The organism is Gordonia sp. (in: high G+C Gram-positive bacteria) (genome assembly GCF_049647785.1).
Lineage (GTDB): Bacteria > Actinomycetota > Actinomycetes > Mycobacteriales > Mycobacteriaceae > Gordonia.
Genome location: NZ_JBARYI010000057.1, coordinates 1 through 19,651, shown reverse-complemented (window position 1 = coordinate 19,651; position 19,651 = coordinate 1). Strand labels below are relative to the sequence as shown.

Here is a 19,651-nt window from a genome sequence, read left to right as displayed (position 1 = left end):
GTGACAGTGTCCCGTGGCCGGTCAGTCGTCCCCAGTCCCGGACGTCTCGGTCTCCTGCAGAATGATGCCCGTGAACGCCTCGGCACCCTCGGGTGGACCGGGGTCGACGAAGTTGAGCTCCTGTGGTCGCTCTCGCGCGCCGCGGACGCCGACCTGGCCTTAGCCGCGCTGATTCGGATGCGCGACGCCGATCCGGACGGATGGTCGGAGATCGACCGGCACGTGCGGACCGACAAGCACTTTCGCGGCAGACTATTCGCGGTCCTTGGCGGGTCGGATGCACTCGGTGACCACCTCGCCGCCGAACCTGGCGTGTGGCGACTGCTGCTGGCCGATGAACTGCCAGATGCCGCAGCCGTCCGCACGTCGCTGCTGCAAGCGGTTGACGCAGAGCCGGTGGAAGATGGTGCCGTCGAACCGGGCGACCTGCTGTATCGGGCGGGGCTCACCGGACCGAACGCTGTGGCCGCGTTGCGCCGGGCCTACCGCGATCAGGTGCTGATCCTGGCCGCTCACGATCTGGCTGCGACCGTCGAAGACGAGCCGGTGCTCTATTTGCCGGAAGTGGGCGGGCGACTGTCGGACCTCGCGGATGCGGCTTTGACCGCAGCCCTCGCTGTCGCCATCACCACGGTGCTCGACGACAAACCGCTTGAGGGGCAAATCGCAGTGATCGCGATGGGCAAATGCGGTGCACGAGAACTCAACTACGTCAGCGACGTCGACGTGGTGTTTGTTGCTGAACCCGCGGATTCGGTGTCGGCGCGGATCGCGGGCGAAATGATGAGCATCGGGTCGTCGGCCTTCTTCGACGTCGATGCGGGCCTACGGCCAGAGGGCAAACGAGGTGTGCTGACGCGCACCTTGGAATCGCACATCACCTACTACCGGCGGTGGGCCAAGACGTGGGAGTTCCAAGCCCTGTTGAAGGCGCGCGCCATGACCGGTTCGATGACTCTCGGAGCGGAGTACATCGCAGCTACTTCGCCGATGGTGTGGGATGCCTCCGAACGAGACGACTTTGTGCCAGAAGTACAGGCCATGCGGCGCCGGGTCGAGGAATTGATCCCGGCGGAAGAAAAGTCCCGCAACATCAAGCTCGGTGGCGGCGGCCTGCGCGATGTGGAGTTTGCCGTCCAACTGCTGCAGATGGTTCACGGGCGCGTCGACCCCGACCTGCATGTGCAGTCGACGGTCGACGCTCTCGCCGCACTGACCGACGGCGGGTACATCGGCCGCGACGACGGGGCGAACTTTTCGGCGTCCTACCAGTTTCTGCGGCTGCTGGAACACCGACTGCAATTGCAACGACTGCAGCGCACACACCTGCTGCCCGAGCCCTCCGACAAGGCCGGGCTCCGCTGGTTGGCCCGCGCAGCACACGTTCGCCCACAGGGCGACAAGGATGCGCGGCAGGTGCTCAATGAAGAACTTCGCAAGCAACGCGGCCGGGTTAGGCAGCTGCATCAGAAGCTGTTCTACCGGCCACTCCTGGAATCGGTGGCGCGACTGGACAAGGGCGCACTGCGGTTGTCGGACGAGTCGGCCAAGCGTCAGTTGGCCGTGTTGGGGTGGTCGTTCCCTGACCGGGCGCTCGCCCACATACGGGCGCTGGGTTCGGCCGCCGGCCGCAGCGGGCAGATCCAACTCCTGATTTTGCCTGGTCTGCTCGAGCACATCAGCCAAACGCCAGACCCAGATGCCGGGCTGCTGAACTATCGGCGCCTGTGTGACGAAGTGGTCGGCGTCGACTGGTTTTTGCGGCTCCTGCGCGACGATGGCGTCGTAGCCGAACGCCTCATGCATGTGCTCGGCACCAGCGAGTACATCGCGGACCTGCTGATGCGGTCGCCAGATGTGATCCAGCTGTATTCGTCGGGGGCCACCGGACCCAAGCTGACCGAAGTGGACTCCGCCGATGTGGTGAAGGGGCTCGTCGCGTCGACGATGCGGGCGGCAGACTTGGATCGTGCGGTGGCAGTGGCCCGGTCGCATCGGCGCGCGGAACTCGCGCGCATTGCGTCCGCTGACCTTCTGGGTTTGATGTCGGTGCGGGAAGTTTGCCGAGCGCTGTCGACAGTCTGGGCGGCGGTTCTCGGTGCCTCTCTCGACAAGGTTATTGCGACCACTCTGGTGCCTGGTGAGCCGTTACCCGCGAAGATCGCTGTGATCGGTATGGGCAGGCTCGGCGGTGGCGAACTCGGCTACGGGTCGGATGCCGACGTGATGTTTGTCTGCGAAGCCAGTGCGGGCGTGGCGGAAGAGACCGCAATGCGGTGGGCACAGTCGGTGGCCGACCAAGTGCGGCAGATGCTCGGCACGCCGAGTGCCGATCCGCCCCTGGAAGTCGATGTGGGTCTGCGGCCAGAAGGTAAGAACGGCCCGATCGTACGGACCCTGGCCTCGTATGAGTCGTACTATCGCCAATGGGCGCTGCCGTGGGAAGTTCAGGCGCTGCTGCGTGCCCACACCGTGGCGGGCGATCCGGATTTGGGTCTGCGTTTCCTGCACATGATCGACGCGACGCGTTATCCCGAAGGGGGAGTGTCGTCGGATGCCGTCAAGGAGATCCGAAGGATCAAGGCGCGCATCGACTCGGAACGACTACCGCGCGGCGCAGACCCAGCGACTCATACGAAGCTCGGGCGCGGTGGGCTCGCCGACGTCGAGTGGACAGTGCAGCTGACCCAACTGCGGTATGCGCACAAACATCCGGAACTGCATAACACTTCGACCCTTGAAACCTTGGACGCCATCGGCGAGCTGGGACTACTTACGCAGGAACAGGTCGAGATGCTGATGGACGCCTGGCTGACCGCAACAAAGGCCCGCAACGCGCTGGTCTTGGTTCGCGGCAAGCCCGTCGACCAGCTGCCCGGCCCCGGTCGCATGCTGCGATCGGTTGCGTACGCCGCAGGCTGGCCGCAGGATCAGGCGCAAGAGTTCTTAGAGCACTACATGCGTGTGACGCGGCGGGCGAAGGCCGTTGTGGTGGAAGTTTTTGAAAGCTGACGACCCCTTATTTAAGGAGATCCATGGCATTGCGAAAGCTTGGAGATGCGTGACCGCGAGGTCGACCCGACATATCGGGTAAGTTGCTGGGTGGACGCGCTGCTGCGTCGATTTGCGGAGGGGCAACAGCGTGAGCATTCTTCATAGCAACTGGGGTCGGCCTGTCGCCGAGGTCGTGACAGCTGGATTCCGGGTGGGTCAAAAGGTCGCGGGTCCGGCCCTGCGCGGAGCACAAACGCTCGTCGGAAAGGTGCATCTCCGCGAACTCGTGGAACGCACTCCGGAAAAGCAGCGCGCAACCAGCCGTGTTGTCTATGACTTCTTCTCGGGGATCGGGCCAGAACTCGCGCATCCCGGCGGATCTTTGCCCGGCGCAAATCAGTGGGATGTGAAGCCAAACGATGAGCATCCCGTTCCGGTAATCCTGGTGCACGGCACCGCTGGCGGTGCGCAAACGAACTGGGGTACCTATGTCCCCCTCCTCGTCGACGCAGGCTTTTCGGTCTTCACCCTTACTTACGGGGCGATTGAGGGTGCCAGATGGCCAATCTCGGCCTTGGGTGGAATGAAGCGCATCGAAGAGAGTGCGGCCGAATTCGGTGCGTTCGCGGAGAACGTGTTGGCTGCGACGGGCGCGTCGCAGATCGATGTCGTTGGCCATTCCCAGGGCACTCTCATTCCGGGCTACTGGGCGAAATTCCTTGGGGGAGAAGGCAAGATCCGCCGGTACGTGTCGCTCGCACCGCTATGGGAGGGGACCTCGACGTTGACCCGCACGCGTCCGGCAGCGATCGAATTGCGAGATCGTTACGGTGTGGAACCGGGTTCGGTTATTCCTTGCCACGCACTACCGCAGATGATGGTCGGATCGCACTTCATCGACAAGATGAATTCCGGCGGCACACCGTACGTCGAGGGCATCGAGTACACCAACATCTCCACCGAGCACGATGAACTTGTTCGCCCTTACACCTCCGGGCAGGTACCGGGCGGCGACGGTATGGACGTGACGAACATTGTCCTGCAAGACGGGTGCAGCAAAGACCTGTCCGACCATCTCGGGATCTGTGGCTCACCCCGCGCGGCGGCGTTGGTGCTGAACGCGCTCGAAGGCCGCGACGTCCGCAATGTGCCGTGCCAGTGGGTAGCGCCGTTCTTCGGTTCACCGCTCTTGCGTCGCACCGGCGGCCTGCCCGACGTGATTGTGCCGTTGCATCCGCAGGCAGAAGCCAGCGAAATCGATTCGTCCACAGCCGCCGCCCAGGTCTCGAACAACCCAGAAATGAGAACCGGCCACGTCTAGCACCCGAAGGTGCAAGACGTAGCCGGTTTGAACTCTGGCGCTGTCTAGTTCTGTGCTCCGACGATCTTCAAAACGAACACGATGGTGTCGCCCGCATTGATGGATCCGTCCGGGGTGCCCTGCGGGTAGCCCTCGGAAGTGGGGATCACGACGGCAACCGTGGAGCCGACCTTCTGCCCGACGAGGGCCTTCTTGAAGCCTTCGACTACCCCGTTAGCCGGGAACTGGGTCGATTCGCCGCGCTGGTAGCCGCTATCGAAGACGGCACCGGTCGTACCGTTGACACCCTCGTAGAACACGTCGACGGTGGTGGTCTCGGCGACGGTGGCCCCATTACCCGGGATCAGCGTGTGGACTTCGGTGGCGTCCACCTTGAACGGTGTGACGATCTGGACCATCGGAGCCAAGTTCTTGGCATCGTCGGTGACGGTGAAGGTTGCGCAGCCTTCGGTGCCCTTGACCGTCCACGACTGCTGCGCCGCGTACTTGGCTGGAACGACGGGGCAGCCGTCGTTGACCTCGGTCGCAGTCTTGTTCAACTCGGCCGCTTGGGGCGAGCTTTCCGTCGCGTCCGTCTGCGTTGCAACGGAGTCTGACGTCGATGAGGGGTCGCTGGAATCGGTCGACGAGCAGCCTGCGAGCGCGAACGCTCCGACGGCCATCGGGACCAGCATCAGTGCCTTTAGCTTCATGGTCGTCCAGCCTATCGGCCCAGCAGCTAGACCTTTTCTGCGGCCATGATTTTGAGCACGAAGATGATGGTGTCGCCGGGTTTGATGGTGCCGTCCGGAGAACCATCGGGATAGCCGTCGTCCGGGGTCATCGCGACGGCGACACTGGCCCCAACTCGCTGCCCGACGAGTGCGCGGCGGAACCCGGGAACCACTCCGTCAGTGCGCAAGCGCAGGGGTGTGCCGCGCTGGAACGAACTATCGAAAACCTGTCCGTCACGGCCGTCGACCCCCTCGTAACAGACATTCACCGCCATCTCGTCGGTGATCTCTTTGCCCGTCCCGGCCTCGAGGGTCTTGACCTGAGTTTCGTCGACGCTGAACGGGGCGGTGACCTTGATGAGGGGGCCAGCGGTGTCCGTGGCGGCCGCGACCGCTAGCTTGCCGGTGGCACCGGAGATCGTCCATTGCGGCCCGGTGGTGACTGCTGGATCAGCCTCGGGGCACACGCCACCCTCCATGGCCGGGGTTGCCTGGGTGATCGTCAGACTCGTGGGAACACTGTCGGAGCTGCCCGAGGAGCACCCAGCCACCAGGAGAGCGCTCGCGGCGACAGGGATCAGGATCGCAGACTTGACCTTCATTGGCGCGAGACTAGCAGGCGGTCCTGAAAAAACTCCGGTGGCGCAGGCACACGATTGTGCCGCGCCACCGGAGCATCCCTGGGGGGACTATTATTAGGCGCCGATTGCCTTGGCGATCGTCGGCCAGGAGTAGTGCAGTTCGCGCTCCCAGTAGCCCCACGAGTGGGTACCCTGCGGGCGCAGACGAATGGTGGCCGGGATCCGGAGAGCGGCCAAACGCTCCGCCATGCGCTGCGTGCAGACGTTGGTGGCGGCCTCGATGGCGCCGCCGACAGCCACGCGGTCAGCGAGCGCTACGCCCTCGGCAGTGGTACTACCGACATTGACCGACTCGTCTTGGCCCGGGAGGCCGGAATTCGACGACAGGTAAACCTGGGTGCCGCGCAGCTTGGCTGCGTTCAGGTACGGATCGTTTTTGCGCCAACCGGCACCGTTGTAGGGACCCCACATGTTGCGAGTGTCCGCCTTGCCGCGGTCTTCGACGACCAGGCGGATGTACTTTTGGCCGACCGGATCGCTGGTCTGCGCGCAGCCGCTGTACGAAGCGGTGATCTCATACAGTTGGGGAGCGGCGATTGCCAGATTCAGCACCGACGTGCCCGACATCGAGATACCGGCGATTCCATTCTTGCCGGTGGTCTTGAATTCCTTGTCGATCAGCGGAGGCAGTTCCTTCGTCAGGAACGTCTGCCACTTCTGTTTGCCGAGGACCTCGTCGTCCTTCTCCCAGTCCGTGTAGTACGAGAAGATGCCCTTCAACGGGGTCACGACGTTGACATTCTTGGTGCGGAAGTACTCGACGTAGTTGGTACGCAGTGCCCAGCTTGCCGAGTCTTCACCGCCGCCTGCGCCGTTAAGCAGGTAGAGGACCGGTGCAGGCTTGCTGGTGTCCGCGGGACGCAAGACGTCGAGCGGAATGTTTTGGTCCATCGATTCCGAGTAGACGGTCACCACTTTGTGCTGCGGGCTATTGCCGTCGGCGACCGACACAATGCTCGACGGCGTCGCTGCATCAGCCTGGCCGGGCATCAGCGACGTGCCAACGGCACCGGTCGCGAGCATGAGGGCGGCGGCGAGGACACCGGCGAAGGAGCGGGGCTTCATACGAGTACTTTCCACTTCCACGAATCGCGAAGAACAACTCGTGTGTCAGGGCCTGGGGCGGCGCGGGACTGTGAGTTTGACAACCAGAACAGTCAGACTCACCGTCAGTCATAGCACCGAATAAAGTGCAGCTACCTACACAGATTGATGCCGCTGGCACGGAAGTGTCGAGGACTCGGACAGTTCCGGCACCCTACCGGCACACTCGGCATCAAACAGGTTCATCCGACCAGATGACCCGGTGAATTGTCGTCAATTTGCAGCTGCCGTCCGGTGTGGCACCGCGGGAGTCGGAGGGGCGAGAAACAACCGACACCAGCCCCACAACAAACGGCCCGCCCGGCAAATGCCGGACGGACCGTTTGGTGACGAAGTTCGCTTGCCGAAAGGCCAGCGATCAGCAGTCGTAGTAGAGGTTGAACTCGTACGGGTGCGGGCGAATTTGGATCGGCTCGATCTCATTCTCGCGCTTGAGCGCACACCAGGTCTCGATGAGGTCTTCAGTGAAGACGCCACCTGCGGTCAGGTAGTCGTGATCGGCTTCGAGACGGTCGATGGTGGCAGCCAAGGACGTCGGTGCCTGCGGGATGCTCTTGGCTTCCTCCGGCGGGAGTTCGTACAGGTCCTTGTCGACGGGCTCGTGCGGCTCGATGCGGTTCTTGATGCCGTCGAGGCCGGCCATCATCATCGCTGCGAACGCCAGGTACGGGTTGCCCGAGCTGTCGGGGCAACGGAACTCGATGCGCTTGGCCTTCGGGTTGTTGCCCGTGATCGGGATACGGACGCACGCGCTGCGGTTGCGCTGGCTGTAAACCAGGTTGATCGGAGCCTCGTAGCCCGGAACCAGACGCTTGTACGAGTTCATGGTCGGGTTCGTGAACGCCAGCAGCGACGGCGCGTGGTGCAGGATGCCGCCGATGTAGTGACGTGCCATGTCCGACAGTCCCGCGTAGCCGGACTCGTCGTGGAACAGCGGCTTGCCGTCCTTCCACAGCGACTGGTGGGCGTGCATGCCCGAGCCGTTGTCGCCGAACAGCGGCTTCGGCATGAACGTGACGCTCTTGCCGTTCTGCCAGCCGGTGTTCTTGATGACGTACTTGAACAACTGGACGTCGTCTGCGGCGTGCAGCAGCGTGTTGAACTTGTAGTTGATCTCGGCCTGGCCGCCGGTGCCGACCTCGTGGTGACCGCGCTCGAGGATGAAGCCCGAGTTGGTGAGGTTGGTCGACATCTCGTCACGCAAGTCCACGTAGTGGTCGTACGGTGCGACGGGGAAGTAGCCGCCCTTGGGGCGAACCTTGTAGCCCTTGTTGGGTGTGCCGTCGGGATTGGTCTCCGACGAGGCATTCCAGTAGCCGGACTCTGATTCGACCTTGTAGTGCGTCGAGTTCATCTCCGAGCTGTACGAGACGGAATCGAAGATGTAGAACTCGGCTTCGGCACCGAAGAAGCAGGTGTCGGCGATGCCGGTCGAGCGCAGGTACTCCTCCGCCTTGCGGGCAACGTTGCGCGGGTCGCGGCTGTACGCCTCGCGGGTGAAGGGGTCGTGGACGAAGAAGCTGATGTTCATCGTCTTGGCCTTGCGGAACGGATCGATCCGCGCGGTGGCGGGATCCGGCAGAAGCATCATGTCGGACTCGTCGATCGACTGGAAGCCGCGAACCGACGAACCATCGAATGCCAAGCCTTCTTCAAAGACGTCTTCGGTGAATGCTGCTGCGGGGATGGAGAAGTGCTGCATCGTTCCCGGCAGGTCACAGAAGCGGATGTCGACGTACTCGACACCTTCGGCCTTGATTCCTTCGAGCAGTTCCTCGTTCGTGTTGTACACGGTTCGCCTGACTCCTTCTTAGGTGAAGATCCGCTCAGAAACTCTCTGACGCGGAACCCGCGCCGACCTTGCGGCGGCACGAATCTCGATAGCTAGATTACGTAGATGACGTTGCTCGCGCGCTAAACCAATGTTTCTCCTTTGTTACGTCGTTGTCGACAGCGTTACAAAAGGCCGCGTTTGCGGGGTTGTCGTGTGGTGAGAGTCACTTGATTGGGGTGGCTGCGTTTGCTGACTACGATGGACCCATGATCGTTTCTCGAGGAGGCAAGTAGTGGGACGCGCAACTGGCTCGTGGTTGTCGGGGCCGGAGTTCCCGGGGGCCACCGAGAATGCGTACCGCGGAGAAGACCTGGGCCTCCCGGAGACGGGGCCCGGTTCGTTGGCTGGCGGATGGAAGCGTGTCCTCGGGTTGCTGTTGGACTGGATCATTGCCGGCGGTCTGGCCGTCATTATCTTCGGGATCAAGCCTGCCCAGGGTGCCGCGTCGAGCCTCGAAATGACGATGCGTTCGGCGTCGACCCCGCAGTTCCTTATTTGGATTGCGATTGGGGTGCTCGCCGTGACGATCTTCGGGTTTACCCCGGGACAGTTCCTTGCGGGAACTCGGACCGTCCGCGTCGACTTTGGTCGTGAACGTGGCGCCGCGGAAGCCAGTGGCGAAGAGCCTCGCGCAGCGGTCGGGATTGTTCGCGCACTTGGTCGCATGGCGATCATGCTGTTCGTCGTGCCCGCCCTTATTAATGACTACAACGGTCGTGCCATGCACGACCGCGCCACCGGCACCGCCATCGTCCTCGCGCCTGGAAAAACCCGCGCGTAGACCCTTCGGGCCTTTCCCTTTTCTGTCACGATTCGACCGTTCCATCACGACACGCCGTGATCGGTGACGGAACGGTCGTGTCGCATCACGCGGATGTGACAGAAAAGGGGGAAGCGGAGGACGCGACCGTAACAATGGTGGTTGTTAACGTCGGTCGATGGTGAGATAGTTTGTTCCCTAACTATGAGAGGGAACACTATGCGGATGGTCGATATGCTCGCCTCACTGATTCCCGGTGCCTATGCCCGGTCGAATCCGCGCATCGAACTCGCCGACGCGGTGGTGATTGTGACTGGCGCGGCGCGGGGGATTGGCGCACAGGTAGCGCGAGATTTCGTGACGGCGGGCGCGAACGTGTGGATAGGCGATGTCGACGCCGACGTGGCAGCTACGACCGCCGCGTCGATGCCGGGGGCGAGGTCTGCACGTCTCGACGTGACCGACCGCGCCGACTGGCGGATCTTCGTCGAGGCGGTGCTCGCCGAGCACGGGCGCATCGACATCCTGGTCAACAACGCTGGCGTGATGCCGGTGGGACCGTTCCTTGACGAGCCGACGGAGACGACGGACCTCATTGTGGACGTTAACGTCAAGGGCGTTCTGAACGGGATGAGTGCGGTGTTGCCGTCGATGGTCGACGCTGGTCGCGGCCACATCGTGAACGTGGCTTCGATGGCCGGTCTGCTGCCGCTCCCGGGAATGATCACTTATAACGCCAGCAAGTTTGCCGCGTACGGGGCATCGATGGCTGCCCGCCGGGAGTACGACGGGACGGGGGTCACGGTCTCGTCGATCCTTCCCGCCGCGGTGCGTACGGAACTCTCGTCGGGTGCTGATCTCGGTGGCGTCCTGCCGACAGTCGACCCCGAAGACGTCGCTCGCGCCATTATCCGCACCGTAAAGACACGCGCCGCACGCACTTCGGTACCTGGATGGGTGCTGCCCGGATGGATGCTGTCGGATACCGCGGTGCCCGAGCCGGTTGAGCGCGTCGTCCGTGAACTCGTTGGCCACCGCCAGGCGATGGCACTCGACGCTGTCCAGAGGGCGTCGTATCTGACCCGAATTCGCAGGCAGGCCAGCGACCATTCCCGCATTGAACCGACGACCGTCGAACCGACGACGAATTCGACTCCCACGGTGAGCAAGTCGTGAAGACGGCACTGGCGATTGGCTGCGGCGGAACCATTGGCGGCGCGTGGGCTATTGCCGCACTTGACGAACTGACCCGACAAACCGGGTGGGACCCCATGAAGGCCAGCGTGCTGCAGGGGACGTCGGCTGGCGCAGAAATAATCACCATGCAGGCGGGAGGCTTTACCGCCGCAGAGCTTGCCGACATGCAGGCGGGCCGACCGACCGATCCAATCCTGGAAAGGCATGTGGCACGTACCCCGGCGAGCCTGCCGACCGTCCCTGGTTTTGGGAAGCTGCAAGTGTCCACCTTGTGGACCCGATCGGGTGGGCACGCGGCGTTGTCGGGCATCGCACCGCGCGGCCGCGGAGATGCCTCGTGGTTGCAGGACCTTGCCGATGCCGTGATTGCGAAGAATGGCGGCGACCTGCGCCATCCCGGTGCTCGCCGCGTCGCCTACCGGTCGAGTGACGGCCAGCGGGTAGCTTTCGGGGCACCCGGTGCTCCTCGAGCAACCGCTGGGGAGGCCCTGCGAGCGTCGTGGGTCATTCCCGGCTGGATGCCTCCGGTCACGATCGACGGCCAAGACTACTTGGACGGGGGAACGGCCTCGACGGCGTCGGTGGACCTCATTGGCCCGAACGAGGCGGACCTCATCTATGTGATCACGCCGATGGCATCGGCCCCGCCGGTACGGGCTCCGGGTTTGGGTGGTCTCGCCGAATCGCTGATTCTGCGGCGACCGATGTCTGCCGTGCTCGACGCCGAGATTGCCCGCGTCCGCAGTCGCGGCACCCGGGTGGTTCACATCGCACCGAGTTCGGCCGATATGGCGGCGCTGCGATCTCATTTCATGAACCGCAAGCACCGGGCGGCGGCATTCGCCGCATCGGTTTGTACAGTTCCCGACACCGTCAGGCAGGCGCTCGCGCAGGAGTCGGTCCTGTGAGGCCAATCCGTGAGCCGCGCATCATTGTTATTGGCGCGGGCGTTGCGGGAATCACCACCGCCTACGTTCTGCAGCAGGCCGGTTTCACTGACTTCACGGTTCTCGAGAAGGGCAGTGACGTCGGCGGCGTGTGGCATTGGAACCGCTATCCCGGCCTCACCTGCGACGTCCCCTCGCAGCTCTACCAATTCGGCTTCGCCCCCAAGCCCGACTGGTCGCGGATCTGGGCTAGCGGCACCGAGATTCAGCAGTATCACCGGGACGTGGTCGACGACTGCGGCCTGTCTGACCGGATCCGCCTCAATGCGGAAGCCACAGATGCCACGTTCGACGACGCTTCGGGCGAGTGGACGGTAACCCTGGCGGACGGCGAGAAGTTGGTTGCCGACTTTGTGGTGTGCGCGACGGGCGTCCTCGAAAACCCGGCGATCCCCAACATCCCGGGCCTGTCTTCGTTCGCGGGCCCCGTGGTCCACACTGCGCGCTGGGATCCGGATCTGGAAATCGCCGATCGCCGGATCGCGGTGATCGGGACCGGCTCAACCGGCGTGCAGGTGGTATCGGCGCTGCAGCCAACCGCTGCCCATCTGACTCATTTCACCCGAACGCCGCAGTGGATTCTGTGGGCCCCGATGACATTGCGGCAGCCGCTGTTGGCGAAGTCCGTGCTCGGTAAGTTGCCCGCAGCGCACTCGGCGCTGTACCGCACCCTCATGTGGGGTGCGGGAATCCTGCCCGACATTGTCATCAACGACACGTGGCGTCGTCGGGCTGTCCAAACCTATGCACGACTATCGCTTCGCGTCCAGGTCCGCGATCGCAAACTCCGCAAACAGTTGACCCCGGACTACGAACCGCTCTGCAAACGGCAGGTGGTGTCGGGGACCTACTACCGTGCGATCACGGCGTCGAATGCGGAACTGGTAACCGCGGGCATTTCCCAGATCTGTCCGGAAGGAATCGTCACCGACGATGGACGACTCCACGAAATGGATGCCATCGTGATGGCCACCGGCTTCCGCGCGCACGACTACATGCGGCCAATGACGATCACCGGTCGCGATGGTCTCACGCTCGACGAAGCGTGGGCCAACGGGCCGCGCGCCTACGCGATGACGGCAATCCCGGGTTTCCCAAACCTGTTCACGGTGCTGGGCCCCAATTCGCCAACCGGATCTATTTCGCTGCAACACACGGCCGAGAAGACGGCCGGGTATCTGCTGACCTGGTTTGAGCAGTTCCGTCAGGGTGTCATCGATCAGGTCGAAGTGACCGAGGAAGCGACCGCCGCATTTAACGAGGAGGTGGTGGCCGCGTTGAAACCGACAATTTGGAACACCGGTGGATGCAATTCCTGGTACTTCAACGAGTCCGGCGTTGTCGATCTGTGGCCCTTCGACCGTAAAACTCTCGATGCCATGCTCACGTGCCCGAATTCGACGCACTATCGGACGAGTGTGCGCGCGAAGGCAGCCGAATCAGTCGACTGAGGCGACGCCGGCGGAGGAGTGCGAACGCAACAACGACAGGACCTCATCGGATCCGTCGAACTTGCGGGCCGTGCGATGCGAAACGCGCCAGCCGGCGTCGGTCCGCGTCAGTTTCCAGAAGTTGGCCGTCGAACGCAGCACGGTGAACGCGCGGTCGTCGTTGTTGCGCAGAATGAGTTGCGAGTAACTGATCACGGTGGCGGCGTCACCGTCGATACTGATCTGCGGTGCGCTCATCACGTGGCTGCAACCGTGGTGCACGATGCCTTGATGGGCACGACCGTTCACCATGCCGGCAATCTCATCGGAGCCGGTGAGGACTCCGGTATCGACGTCGTATACGCCATCGTCGGTGAAAAGGGCCAGCACATCGTCGGCGGAACCGGCATCGACGGCCGGGCCGTAGCGGTAAATCACGTCCGTGATTTCCAGCCGATCTTCGACGCTGCGCAGTCGTGCTTCCAGGGTGGCGAGACGTTCTTCGGTGCTGTTGGATGCGGTAGTCATGCGTTCTCCGGGGGAGTGAACTGTGCGCCGTGGGCGCGGGCTATGGATTGGAGTTCGACGAGTTGGTCGGCGTAGTGGTCGACGCTGGTGGCGTTGATGGCCGCAGTAATTCGGGTGGCGCCGCCGTCGCGGAGTTCGTCGAGTTGACGTCGCACTCGATCGGGGTTGCCGAGCGGATCGAGCGGCGCGGTCGCCAGGATGACGTCGAACCCGTGCGGGACCTCAACGCCGGCGAGCATGGTCTTGACCTCGGTAGCGGGCAGTGCGAACGGGTTGAAACCGTCGCCGAGTTCGATGGCTCGCCGCAATGCCCGCTTACTACGACCACCGACCCACACCGGCACGGTGGCCTGCTGGGCATGGGGTTCGACGGTGACGCCGCTGTAGGAATAGAACGGGCCGTCGTGCGACGGGGTGCCGGTGCTGAAGGCCGATCTGATCGCCTCCAGAGCGTCGTCGGCACGCTTGCCTCGGTCGTCGAACTCGGCACCGATCAAGTCGAACTCTTCTTTCAAGCTGCCGACGCCAACACCGAGGATGAGACGTCCGCCAGAGACCTGGTCGAGGGTGCCGTACCGCTTGGCGATCGCCAGCGGGTGGTGATAGCCAAGCACCACAACGCTCGTCGCAAACCGAATCTGGTGCGTCACCGCAGCCAAGTAACCGAAGGTGGCCAGCGGGTCCCAGTAGGTGCCGCCCCGTACGGTCGCGACATCGGACGGGACCGCGACGTGCTCGCTGCAGGTGAGGTAGTCGAAGCCGAGGGAGTCGGCAACCTGGGCGACCGCAGCGACCTCGGTGATCCCGGCGCCGCGTTCCCACGCCTGGGTGGTTGGCGGAAACGCGGTGACGACGGGAAGACCGAGACCGATCCGCATCTAGTGCCCGACGATCTTCGCGACGGCGTCGGCGGCTTGCTGGACAATCTTGGCGCGGTCGGCGCCTGACTTCCAGCGAGCGGTCTGCTCATTGCCTTCGACGATGCTGACGGGCCCGTTGGCCAAGTTGCTCAGGCCCTGCGCGGCAACGTCGTCAGGTTCGCCGACCGCCATGCCGGGGATGTCGAAGTTGAGACCCTTGCGCTCCATCGCGGGAGTTCGGGTGACACCCAAAACGAGGTGCAGAACGTCGACGCCCTTGGGCTTGCATTCCACCCACAGACCCTCGGAGAAGATCCGAAGGAACGACTTTGAGGCGGCGTAAATGCCTTCCATCGGTGAACCGTTGTAGCCCGAAAGCGACCCGACGAGCATGACGCCACCGCGCTGCCGTTCGACCATCTTGCCTGCGAAGTGATGTACCAGCGGCAGTTGGCGAAGCACGTTGAGCGCCAGTACCTCCTGCTGTTGGTCCAGATCGCTGCCGACAAATGGACCGCCGTGCATGTTGGCACCGGCATTCAAAATTAGGAGTCCGACTTCGAGATCGTCGGTTGCGGCGATCAAGTCGGCGACGGCCGTCTCGGAAAGCAAATCGAGGGGGACGGTCCGCACTTCGGCGCCCGCGGCCCGAACTTCGCTGGCCGTCTCTTCGAGGCGCTCAGCATTCCGAGCTACCAGCACGACACCGAAACCATCGCCCGCCAATTGGCGGGCAAATGCCGACCCGACGCCCTCTGATCCGCCGACAATAACGGCCCACGGTCCGTACTTGGCAATATCGGTCACTGCTTATGCTCCTCCACGTCGACGTGTTGTCCGGCTGATGTTGCGCATCTTGGCGCCCTGCGGCATCGGGCCCTTGGGCATCGCGGCACCCGCGTTGCCCTTGGCTTTCAGTGCCGCTAGGCGACCTTCCAGCGCATCCATCCGCTTCTTATCAATGTTGGATGGAAGCTTCCGGATGTGCCGCTCAAGCTTTGCGAGCGGCACTTGCCCTTCAGCATCGCCGACGAGGATCTCGTAAATAGGGGTGTCTCCCACTACGCGGGCAGCTTTTTTCTTTTCCTGCGCCAGCAGTGGCTTGACGCGCGTGGGGGAGCCTTCGCCGACCAGAATGACGCCCGGTTTGCCGATGACGCGGTGGATGGCGTCGAGGTGTGAGGTGCCGGTGATGGCCTGCTGGACACGCCACTGGCCGCGAATATTGCTCAGTGCCCAGCCTGCGGCACCGGGCTGCCCTTCAGCCTTCTTAAAAACGCTCTTCTGCACCCGGCGACCGAACAGGACAAAGGCGAGGAGAGCGCCCAGGATGATGCCGAGCGGGATACCGAACCAGAGGCTCTTGAAAACGAAGTAGCCGAGTAGCCCAAAGATCAAGGTGGTGACCAGGATGGTCGCCACCATCAGCGGGATGAGAGCCTTGTCTTCCTTGCGCTGCATCTGGAACGCTTGCCAGATTTGCTGCCTGCGTTCCTTGCTCGCTGCCTTGCGCGCGACCTTCGCCGCCCGCTTTGCCTCTTTACTCGCGTTATCTTGCGCCTTTGCCATGGCTGCCATTCTACGGTGCGGCCTTCAGCACGTGACGCGGCGGCGCGAGTGGCGCTTTACTTCGCGCTGGCTCCCATGCGTTCCAGCAGCGACGATGCCTCCTGCGAGGCCGTGCCCTCCTGCGCCAGGTGCGCCAACGCTTCCGGCAGTTCGCGTCCGTGGCGGGCCATGGCCTTGGCGTACAGGCGTCCTGCGCGGTACGACGAGCGGACAAGCGGACCTGCCATGACGCCGGCGAAACCGATCTCCTCGGCGAACTTTGAGTGCTCGACGAACTCTTCGGGCTTGACCCACCGGTCGACCGGATGGTGCCGCACGGATGGTCGCAGGTACTGGGTGATCGTCACGATGTCGCAGCCAGCCTCGTGGAGGTCGCGCAACGACTCGCGGACCTCGTCGGGCGTCTCACCCATGCCGAGGATGAGGTTTGACTTGGTGACCAGACCGAAGTCGCGTGCCCGAGTCAGGACTTCCAGCGACCGCTCGTAACGGAAAGCCGGGCGCACGCTCTTGAAGATGCGCGGCACCGTCTCGAGGTTGTGTGCCAGGACTTCCGGGCGCGAGTCGAAGACTTCTTCCAGGAGGTCGGGCTTCGCGTGGAAGTCGGGGATCAGATTCTCGACGCCCGTGCCGGGGTTGAGTTCGTGAATCTTGCGGACGGTCTCGGCGTACAGCCAGGCACCTTCGTCGGGCAGGTCGTCGCGGGCCACGCCAGTGATGGTGGAGTAGCGCAGACCCATCGCCTGCACCGACTCGGCGACGCGGCGGGGTTCGTCGCGGTCTAGGGCCGACGGCTTACCGGTGTCGATCTGGCAGAAGTCGCAGCGGCGGGTGCACTGTTCGCCGCCAATCAGGAAGGTGGCTTCGCGGTCTTCCCAGCATTCGTAGATATTGGGGCAGCCTGCTTCTTCGCATACCGTGTGCAGACCTTCGCTGCGCACCAGGCCCTTGAGTTCGGTGTACTCCGGGCCCATCGTTGCGCGTGTCTTGATCCACTTCGGCTTCCGCTCAATAGGCGTCTGCGCGTTACGAACTTCCAGTCGCAGCAGTTTGCGCCCCTCGGGTGCGTCAGCGGAACCTGAAGATGCGGGATTAACGGGCGTGGTGGTCACTTGGACGATCCTACGGGTGTTGGTGCCGAAGCCCCATTGGTGCTGTTCAGGGCGTCAGCAGAAGCTACAGTCGGATCTGACTGGCTGTCCAGAGCGGCCTCGACCAGGGCTGCGGTCGTGTCGATCAGACTGGCGATGGTGATTTCTGTACCGGTTTCGCGGGCCAGACAGGTAACGCCGGCGTCGGCGATTCCGCACGGCACAATCGCGTCGAAGACGCTCATGTCGGGGTTTACGTTGAGGGCAAACCCGTGGAAGGCGACGCCCTTGGCGACGCGAATGCCAATCTGGCCGAGCTTGCGTTCGCCCGAGGCGTCGCGGATCCACACGCCGGAACGCCCCTCCACCCGACCGGTCGCGACACCGTGCTCGGCGCAAACCCGGATGAGGGCTTCTTCGAGTCGGCGGACGTAGTCGACGACATCGAGCGGTTCGGCGAGTTTGATGATGGGATAGCCGACGAGTTGGCCCGGGCCGTGCCAAGTGATGTGGCCGCCGCGGTCGACGTCGATCACGCGGGCACCGTTGACAGGTCGCTCGGAGTCTTCGGTGCGCTTGCCCGCGGTGTACACCGACGGATGCTCCAGCAGGAGCAGGAGATCGTGGTCGAGTTCGCCGGACGCGCGTTGCTCAGCCAGTTGGTGTTGCATCTCGTACGCGGCGACGTAGTCGACGGTTCCAAGCTTGCGTACTTCGATCGGCGCGCTACTTTCGCGCGAGGGCGCATTACGCACGGCAATACTCCAGTGCAGATGTCAAAGATGGATGGGTGAAGGTGAACCCGCTCGATTCCAGGCGTTTGGGAACGACGCGGGATGAGGCAAGGATCATTTCCTCGACCATCTCGCCTCCCACCCGACGCACCGCAGCAGCAGGGATACGCATGAACGCCGGGCGTTTGACCGCATGCGCGAGTGCGGTGGAAAAGTCCGCGGCTCGCACCGGTTCCGGTGCCGTCAAGTTCACTGGTCCGGTCACGTCGTCTGCGGTGAGCAGGTGGGTGATCGCCGCGACCTCGTCGGCGAGGCTGATCCACGAGAACCACTGGCGACCATCCCCGAGTCGTGCACCCAAACCGAGGCGGTAAACGGGAAGTAGTTTGGCGAGCATTCCGCCGCGCGGGGACAACACCGGGGCGGTGCGAAGGGTTACCACCCGCGCAGTAGCCGCCGCGGCCGCGGTGGCAGCTTCCCAATCCGCTGTCAGGTCGGCCAAGAATCCGGAACCACCCGGTGAATCCTCATCGGCGATCCGTTCACCGGTGTCGCCGTAGAACCCGGTTGCGCTGGCATTGATGAAAATGCCGACGCCAGCGGTGGCTACCGCGTCGGCGAGAGATGTGGTCCCAATGATTCGGGAATTGCGCAGTCGCTGCTTCACTTGGCCGCTCCATCGGTGGGCACCGATGTTTTCCCCGCCCAACCCGATGACGGCGTCGAACCCCGCCAAGGCTTGCGGATCAATCCCGGAAGTTTCCGGGTCCCAAGCGATTTCCCCTGCAGAAGCGGGAGCACGACGCACCAGTCGGTGAACGTCGTGCCCCGCTTGCTGCAACGCGGGGACGAGTGTCGAGCCAATTAGCCCGCTACTACCCGCAACAGCGATCTGCATCTATCTGTGCTTACAGACCAAGATCGCCAGCGAACTCGGCGTTCTCAAGACGGTGACGCACTGTCGTCACGAAGCGGCCAGCGTCGGCCCCATCGATGAGACGGTGGTCGTAGGTCAAGGGCAGGAACGCCATGGATCGTGCCGCGATCGACTCGGTGCCATCCTCGGCGGTGAGGACCACCGGGCGCTTGACGATCGCGCCCGTCCCCAGCATCGCGGCCTGTGGCGGAACCAAGATCGGGGTGTCGAACAGGGCACCCTGGCTACCGATGTTGGTGATGGTGAAGGTGCCGCCAGCGAGTTCGTCGGGCTTCAAGTTGCCTGAGCGTGCACGGTCGGCAATATCGGCGATGGCGCGAGCCAAACCGGCGAGAGACAGATCGTCGGCGTTGTGGATGACCGGCGACAGCAGTCCCTGCTCGGTATCGACGGCGATGCCCAGGTGCACGTTCGCGTGGTACGTGATCTCCTTGGCTTCCTCGTTGATCGACGCGTTCACATTCGGGTGCACCTTGAGGGCTTCGACGACGGCCTTCGCGAAGAACGGTAGGAACGTCAGGTTGACGCCCTCGGCAGCCTTGAAGGAGGCCTTCGCTGCCGTGCGCAGTGCCGCGATGCGAGTCATGTCGACCTCGTGGACCTGCGTCAACTGGGCGCTCGACTGCAGCGACTCGCGAGTCTTTGCCGCGGTGATCTGCCGGATGCGGTTGATCTTCTGCGTGGTTCCGCGCAGGGCATCGAGTTGCGGATTGACCGCAGGTGCGGCAGCGGCCGGAGCAGCGGGTGCGGCGGCCGGTGCCGGAGCAGCAGCGGCCGGAGACTTCGCTGCCTCGGCAGCGGCGATCACGTCTTGCTTGCGGATGCGTCCACCAACGCCGGTGCCCTTAACGGCAGCGAGGTCAATGTTGTGCTCGGCTGCGAGCTTTCGCACCAGGGGTGTGACATACGGGGTCGACTGGAGTTCGCTTGCCGAGGTCGTAGCGGTGCCTGACGCGGCAGGTGCGGCGGGCGCCGGTGCAGGGGCGGACGG

Annotated in this window: 18 protein-coding genes; 6 read left to right on the top strand and 12 right to left on the bottom strand. The window is 63.6% G+C overall.

Annotated features, from left to right (window positions below; all coding sequences use genetic code 11):
- On the top strand, positions 1–3,012 hold the full coding sequence (locus WBA38_RS08995) for a bifunctional [glutamine synthetase] adenylyltransferase/[glutamine synthetase]-adenylyl-L-tyrosine phosphorylase (protein WP_424322521.1): 3,012 nt from the start codon (positions 1–3) through the stop codon (positions 3,010–3,012).
- A 130-nt stretch (positions 3,013–3,142) separates the two neighbouring features.
- Positions 3,143–4,315, top strand: coding sequence for an esterase/lipase family protein (locus tag WBA38_RS08990; protein ID WP_424296721.1), 1,173 nt, complete (start codon positions 3,143–3,145; stop codon positions 4,313–4,315).
- Positions 4,316–4,359: 44 nt separating this feature from the next.
- Here the strand turns inward: WBA38_RS08990 and WBA38_RS08985 are convergent, their stop codons facing one another.
- The 4 genes from WBA38_RS08985 to glnA all read right to left on the bottom strand — a co-directional run bounded on the left by WBA38_RS08985 (position 4,360) and on the right by glnA (position 8,565).
- The gene (locus tag WBA38_RS08985; protein ID WP_424322520.1) at positions 4,360–5,007 is read right to left on the bottom strand and encodes an FKBP-type peptidyl-prolyl cis-trans isomerase; all 648 of its coding nucleotides are present in this window, start codon (positions 5,005–5,007) and stop codon (positions 4,360–4,362) included.
- A gap of 26 nt (positions 5,008–5,033) precedes the next feature.
- Positions 5,034–5,630 (bottom strand): FKBP-type peptidyl-prolyl cis-trans isomerase, encoded by a 597-nt coding sequence (locus WBA38_RS08980; protein ID WP_424322519.1) that lies wholly within the window; start codon positions 5,628–5,630, stop codon positions 5,034–5,036.
- 93 nt (positions 5,631–5,723) lie between these two features.
- Complete coding sequence (locus tag WBA38_RS08975) at positions 5,724–6,734, bottom strand: alpha/beta hydrolase (RefSeq protein WP_424322518.1); 1,011 nt, start codon at positions 6,732–6,734, stop codon at positions 5,724–5,726.
- Between the two features lie 397 nt (positions 6,735–7,131).
- Positions 7,132–8,565: a type I glutamate--ammonia ligase gene (gene glnA / locus WBA38_RS08970; protein ID WP_424295286.1), complete on the bottom strand. Its 1,434-nt coding sequence runs from the start codon at positions 8,563–8,565 to the stop codon at positions 7,132–7,134.
- Positions 8,566–8,839: 274 nt separating this feature from the next.
- Between glnA and WBA38_RS08965 the strand changes: the two genes are divergently transcribed.
- From WBA38_RS08965 to WBA38_RS08950, 4 genes are all read left to right on the top strand, one after another.
- Positions 8,840–9,388 (top strand): RDD family protein, encoded by a 549-nt coding sequence (locus tag WBA38_RS08965; protein WP_424322517.1) that lies wholly within the window; start codon positions 8,840–8,842, stop codon positions 9,386–9,388.
- Positions 9,389–9,586: 198 nt separating this feature from the next.
- Positions 9,587–10,543 carry an SDR family oxidoreductase gene (locus WBA38_RS08960; protein ID WP_424322516.1) on the top strand — a complete coding sequence of 319 codons (957 nt, stop codon included), beginning with the start codon at positions 9,587–9,589 and terminating at the stop codon, positions 10,541–10,543.
- Positions 10,540–11,472, top strand: a complete 933-nt coding sequence (locus WBA38_RS08955) for a patatin-like phospholipase family protein (RefSeq protein ID WP_424322515.1) — start codon at positions 10,540–10,542, stop codon at positions 11,470–11,472. The genes WBA38_RS08960 and WBA38_RS08955 overlap by 4 nt, the downstream gene beginning before the upstream one ends.
- Entirely contained in the window at positions 11,469–12,962 is a 1,494-nt protein-coding gene (locus tag WBA38_RS08950; RefSeq protein WP_424322514.1) for a flavin-containing monooxygenase, read from the top strand. The genes WBA38_RS08955 and WBA38_RS08950 overlap by 4 nt, the downstream gene beginning before the upstream one ends.
- Here the strand turns inward: WBA38_RS08950 and WBA38_RS08945 are convergent.
- The 8 genes from WBA38_RS08945 to sucB form a co-directional block, all read right to left on the bottom strand.
- Positions 12,951–13,469, bottom strand: coding sequence for a nuclear transport factor 2 family protein (locus WBA38_RS08945; protein ID WP_424322513.1), 519 nt, complete (start codon positions 13,467–13,469; stop codon positions 12,951–12,953). The genes WBA38_RS08950 and WBA38_RS08945 overlap by 12 nt on opposite strands.
- A complete protein-coding gene (locus tag WBA38_RS08940) occupies positions 13,466–14,347 on the bottom strand; it encodes an LLM class F420-dependent oxidoreductase (protein WP_424293399.1) in 882 nt (293 codons plus the stop codon). Before WBA38_RS08940 ends, WBA38_RS08945 begins: the two co-directional genes overlap by 4 nt.
- A complete protein-coding gene (locus tag WBA38_RS08935; protein WP_424293398.1) occupies positions 14,348–15,136 on the bottom strand; it encodes an SDR family NAD(P)-dependent oxidoreductase in 789 nt (262 codons plus the stop codon). It lies immediately after the preceding gene.
- A 3-nt stretch (positions 15,137–15,139) separates the two neighbouring features.
- The gene (locus tag WBA38_RS08930; protein WP_424293397.1) at positions 15,140–15,898 is read right to left on the bottom strand and encodes a DUF4191 domain-containing protein; all 759 of its coding nucleotides are present in this window, start codon (positions 15,896–15,898) and stop codon (positions 15,140–15,142) included.
- Positions 15,899–15,954: 56 nt separating this feature from the next.
- Positions 15,955–17,010, bottom strand: coding sequence for a lipoyl synthase (lipA, locus tag WBA38_RS08925; protein ID WP_424293396.1), 1,056 nt, complete (start codon positions 17,008–17,010; stop codon positions 15,955–15,957).
- Positions 17,007–17,744, bottom strand: coding sequence for a lipoyl(octanoyl) transferase LipB (gene lipB / locus WBA38_RS08920; protein WP_424293395.1), 738 nt, complete (start codon positions 17,742–17,744; stop codon positions 17,007–17,009). Before lipB ends, lipA begins: the two co-directional genes overlap by 4 nt.
- Positions 17,737–18,621, bottom strand: a complete 885-nt coding sequence (locus tag WBA38_RS08915; RefSeq protein WP_424322512.1) for a TIGR01777 family oxidoreductase — start codon at positions 18,619–18,621, stop codon at positions 17,737–17,739. Before WBA38_RS08915 ends, lipB begins: the two co-directional genes overlap by 8 nt.
- 10 nt (positions 18,622–18,631) lie before the next feature.
- Positions 18,632–19,651: 2-oxoglutarate dehydrogenase, E2 component, dihydrolipoamide succinyltransferase (gene sucB, locus WBA38_RS08910; RefSeq protein ID WP_424322511.1), on the bottom strand; the 1,020-nt coding region annotated here is incomplete at its 5' end.

Excerpts from the sequence above, each read along its gene's own strand:
- WBA38_RS08980 (WP_424322519.1), bottom strand. The coding sequence starts at position 5,630 with ATGAAGGTCAAGTCTGCGATCCTGATCCCTGTCGCCGCGAGCGCTCTC.
- WBA38_RS08915 (WP_424322512.1), bottom strand. The coding sequence starts at position 18,621 with ATGCAGATCGCTGTTGCGGGTAGTAGCGGGCTAATTGGCTCGACACTC.
- WBA38_RS08930 (WP_424293397.1), bottom strand. The coding sequence starts at position 15,898 with ATGGCAAAGGCGCAAGATAACGCGAGTAAAGAGGCAAAGCGGGCGGCG.
- WBA38_RS08985 (WP_424322520.1), bottom strand. The coding sequence starts at position 5,007 with ATGAAGCTAAAGGCACTGATGCTGGTCCCGATGGCCGTCGGAGCGTTC.
- WBA38_RS08960 (WP_424322516.1), top strand. The coding sequence starts at position 9,587 with ATGCGGATGGTCGATATGCTCGCCTCACTGATTCCCGGTGCCTATGCC.
- WBA38_RS08975 (WP_424322518.1), bottom strand. The coding sequence starts at position 6,734 with ATGAAGCCCCGCTCCTTCGCCGGTGTCCTCGCCGCCGCCCTCATGCTC.
- WBA38_RS08940 (WP_424293399.1), bottom strand. The coding sequence starts at position 14,347 with ATGCGGATCGGTCTCGGTCTTCCCGTCGTCACCGCGTTTCCGCCAACC.
- WBA38_RS08945 (WP_424322513.1), bottom strand. The coding sequence starts at position 13,469 with ATGACTACCGCATCCAACAGCACCGAAGAACGTCTCGCCACCCTGGAA.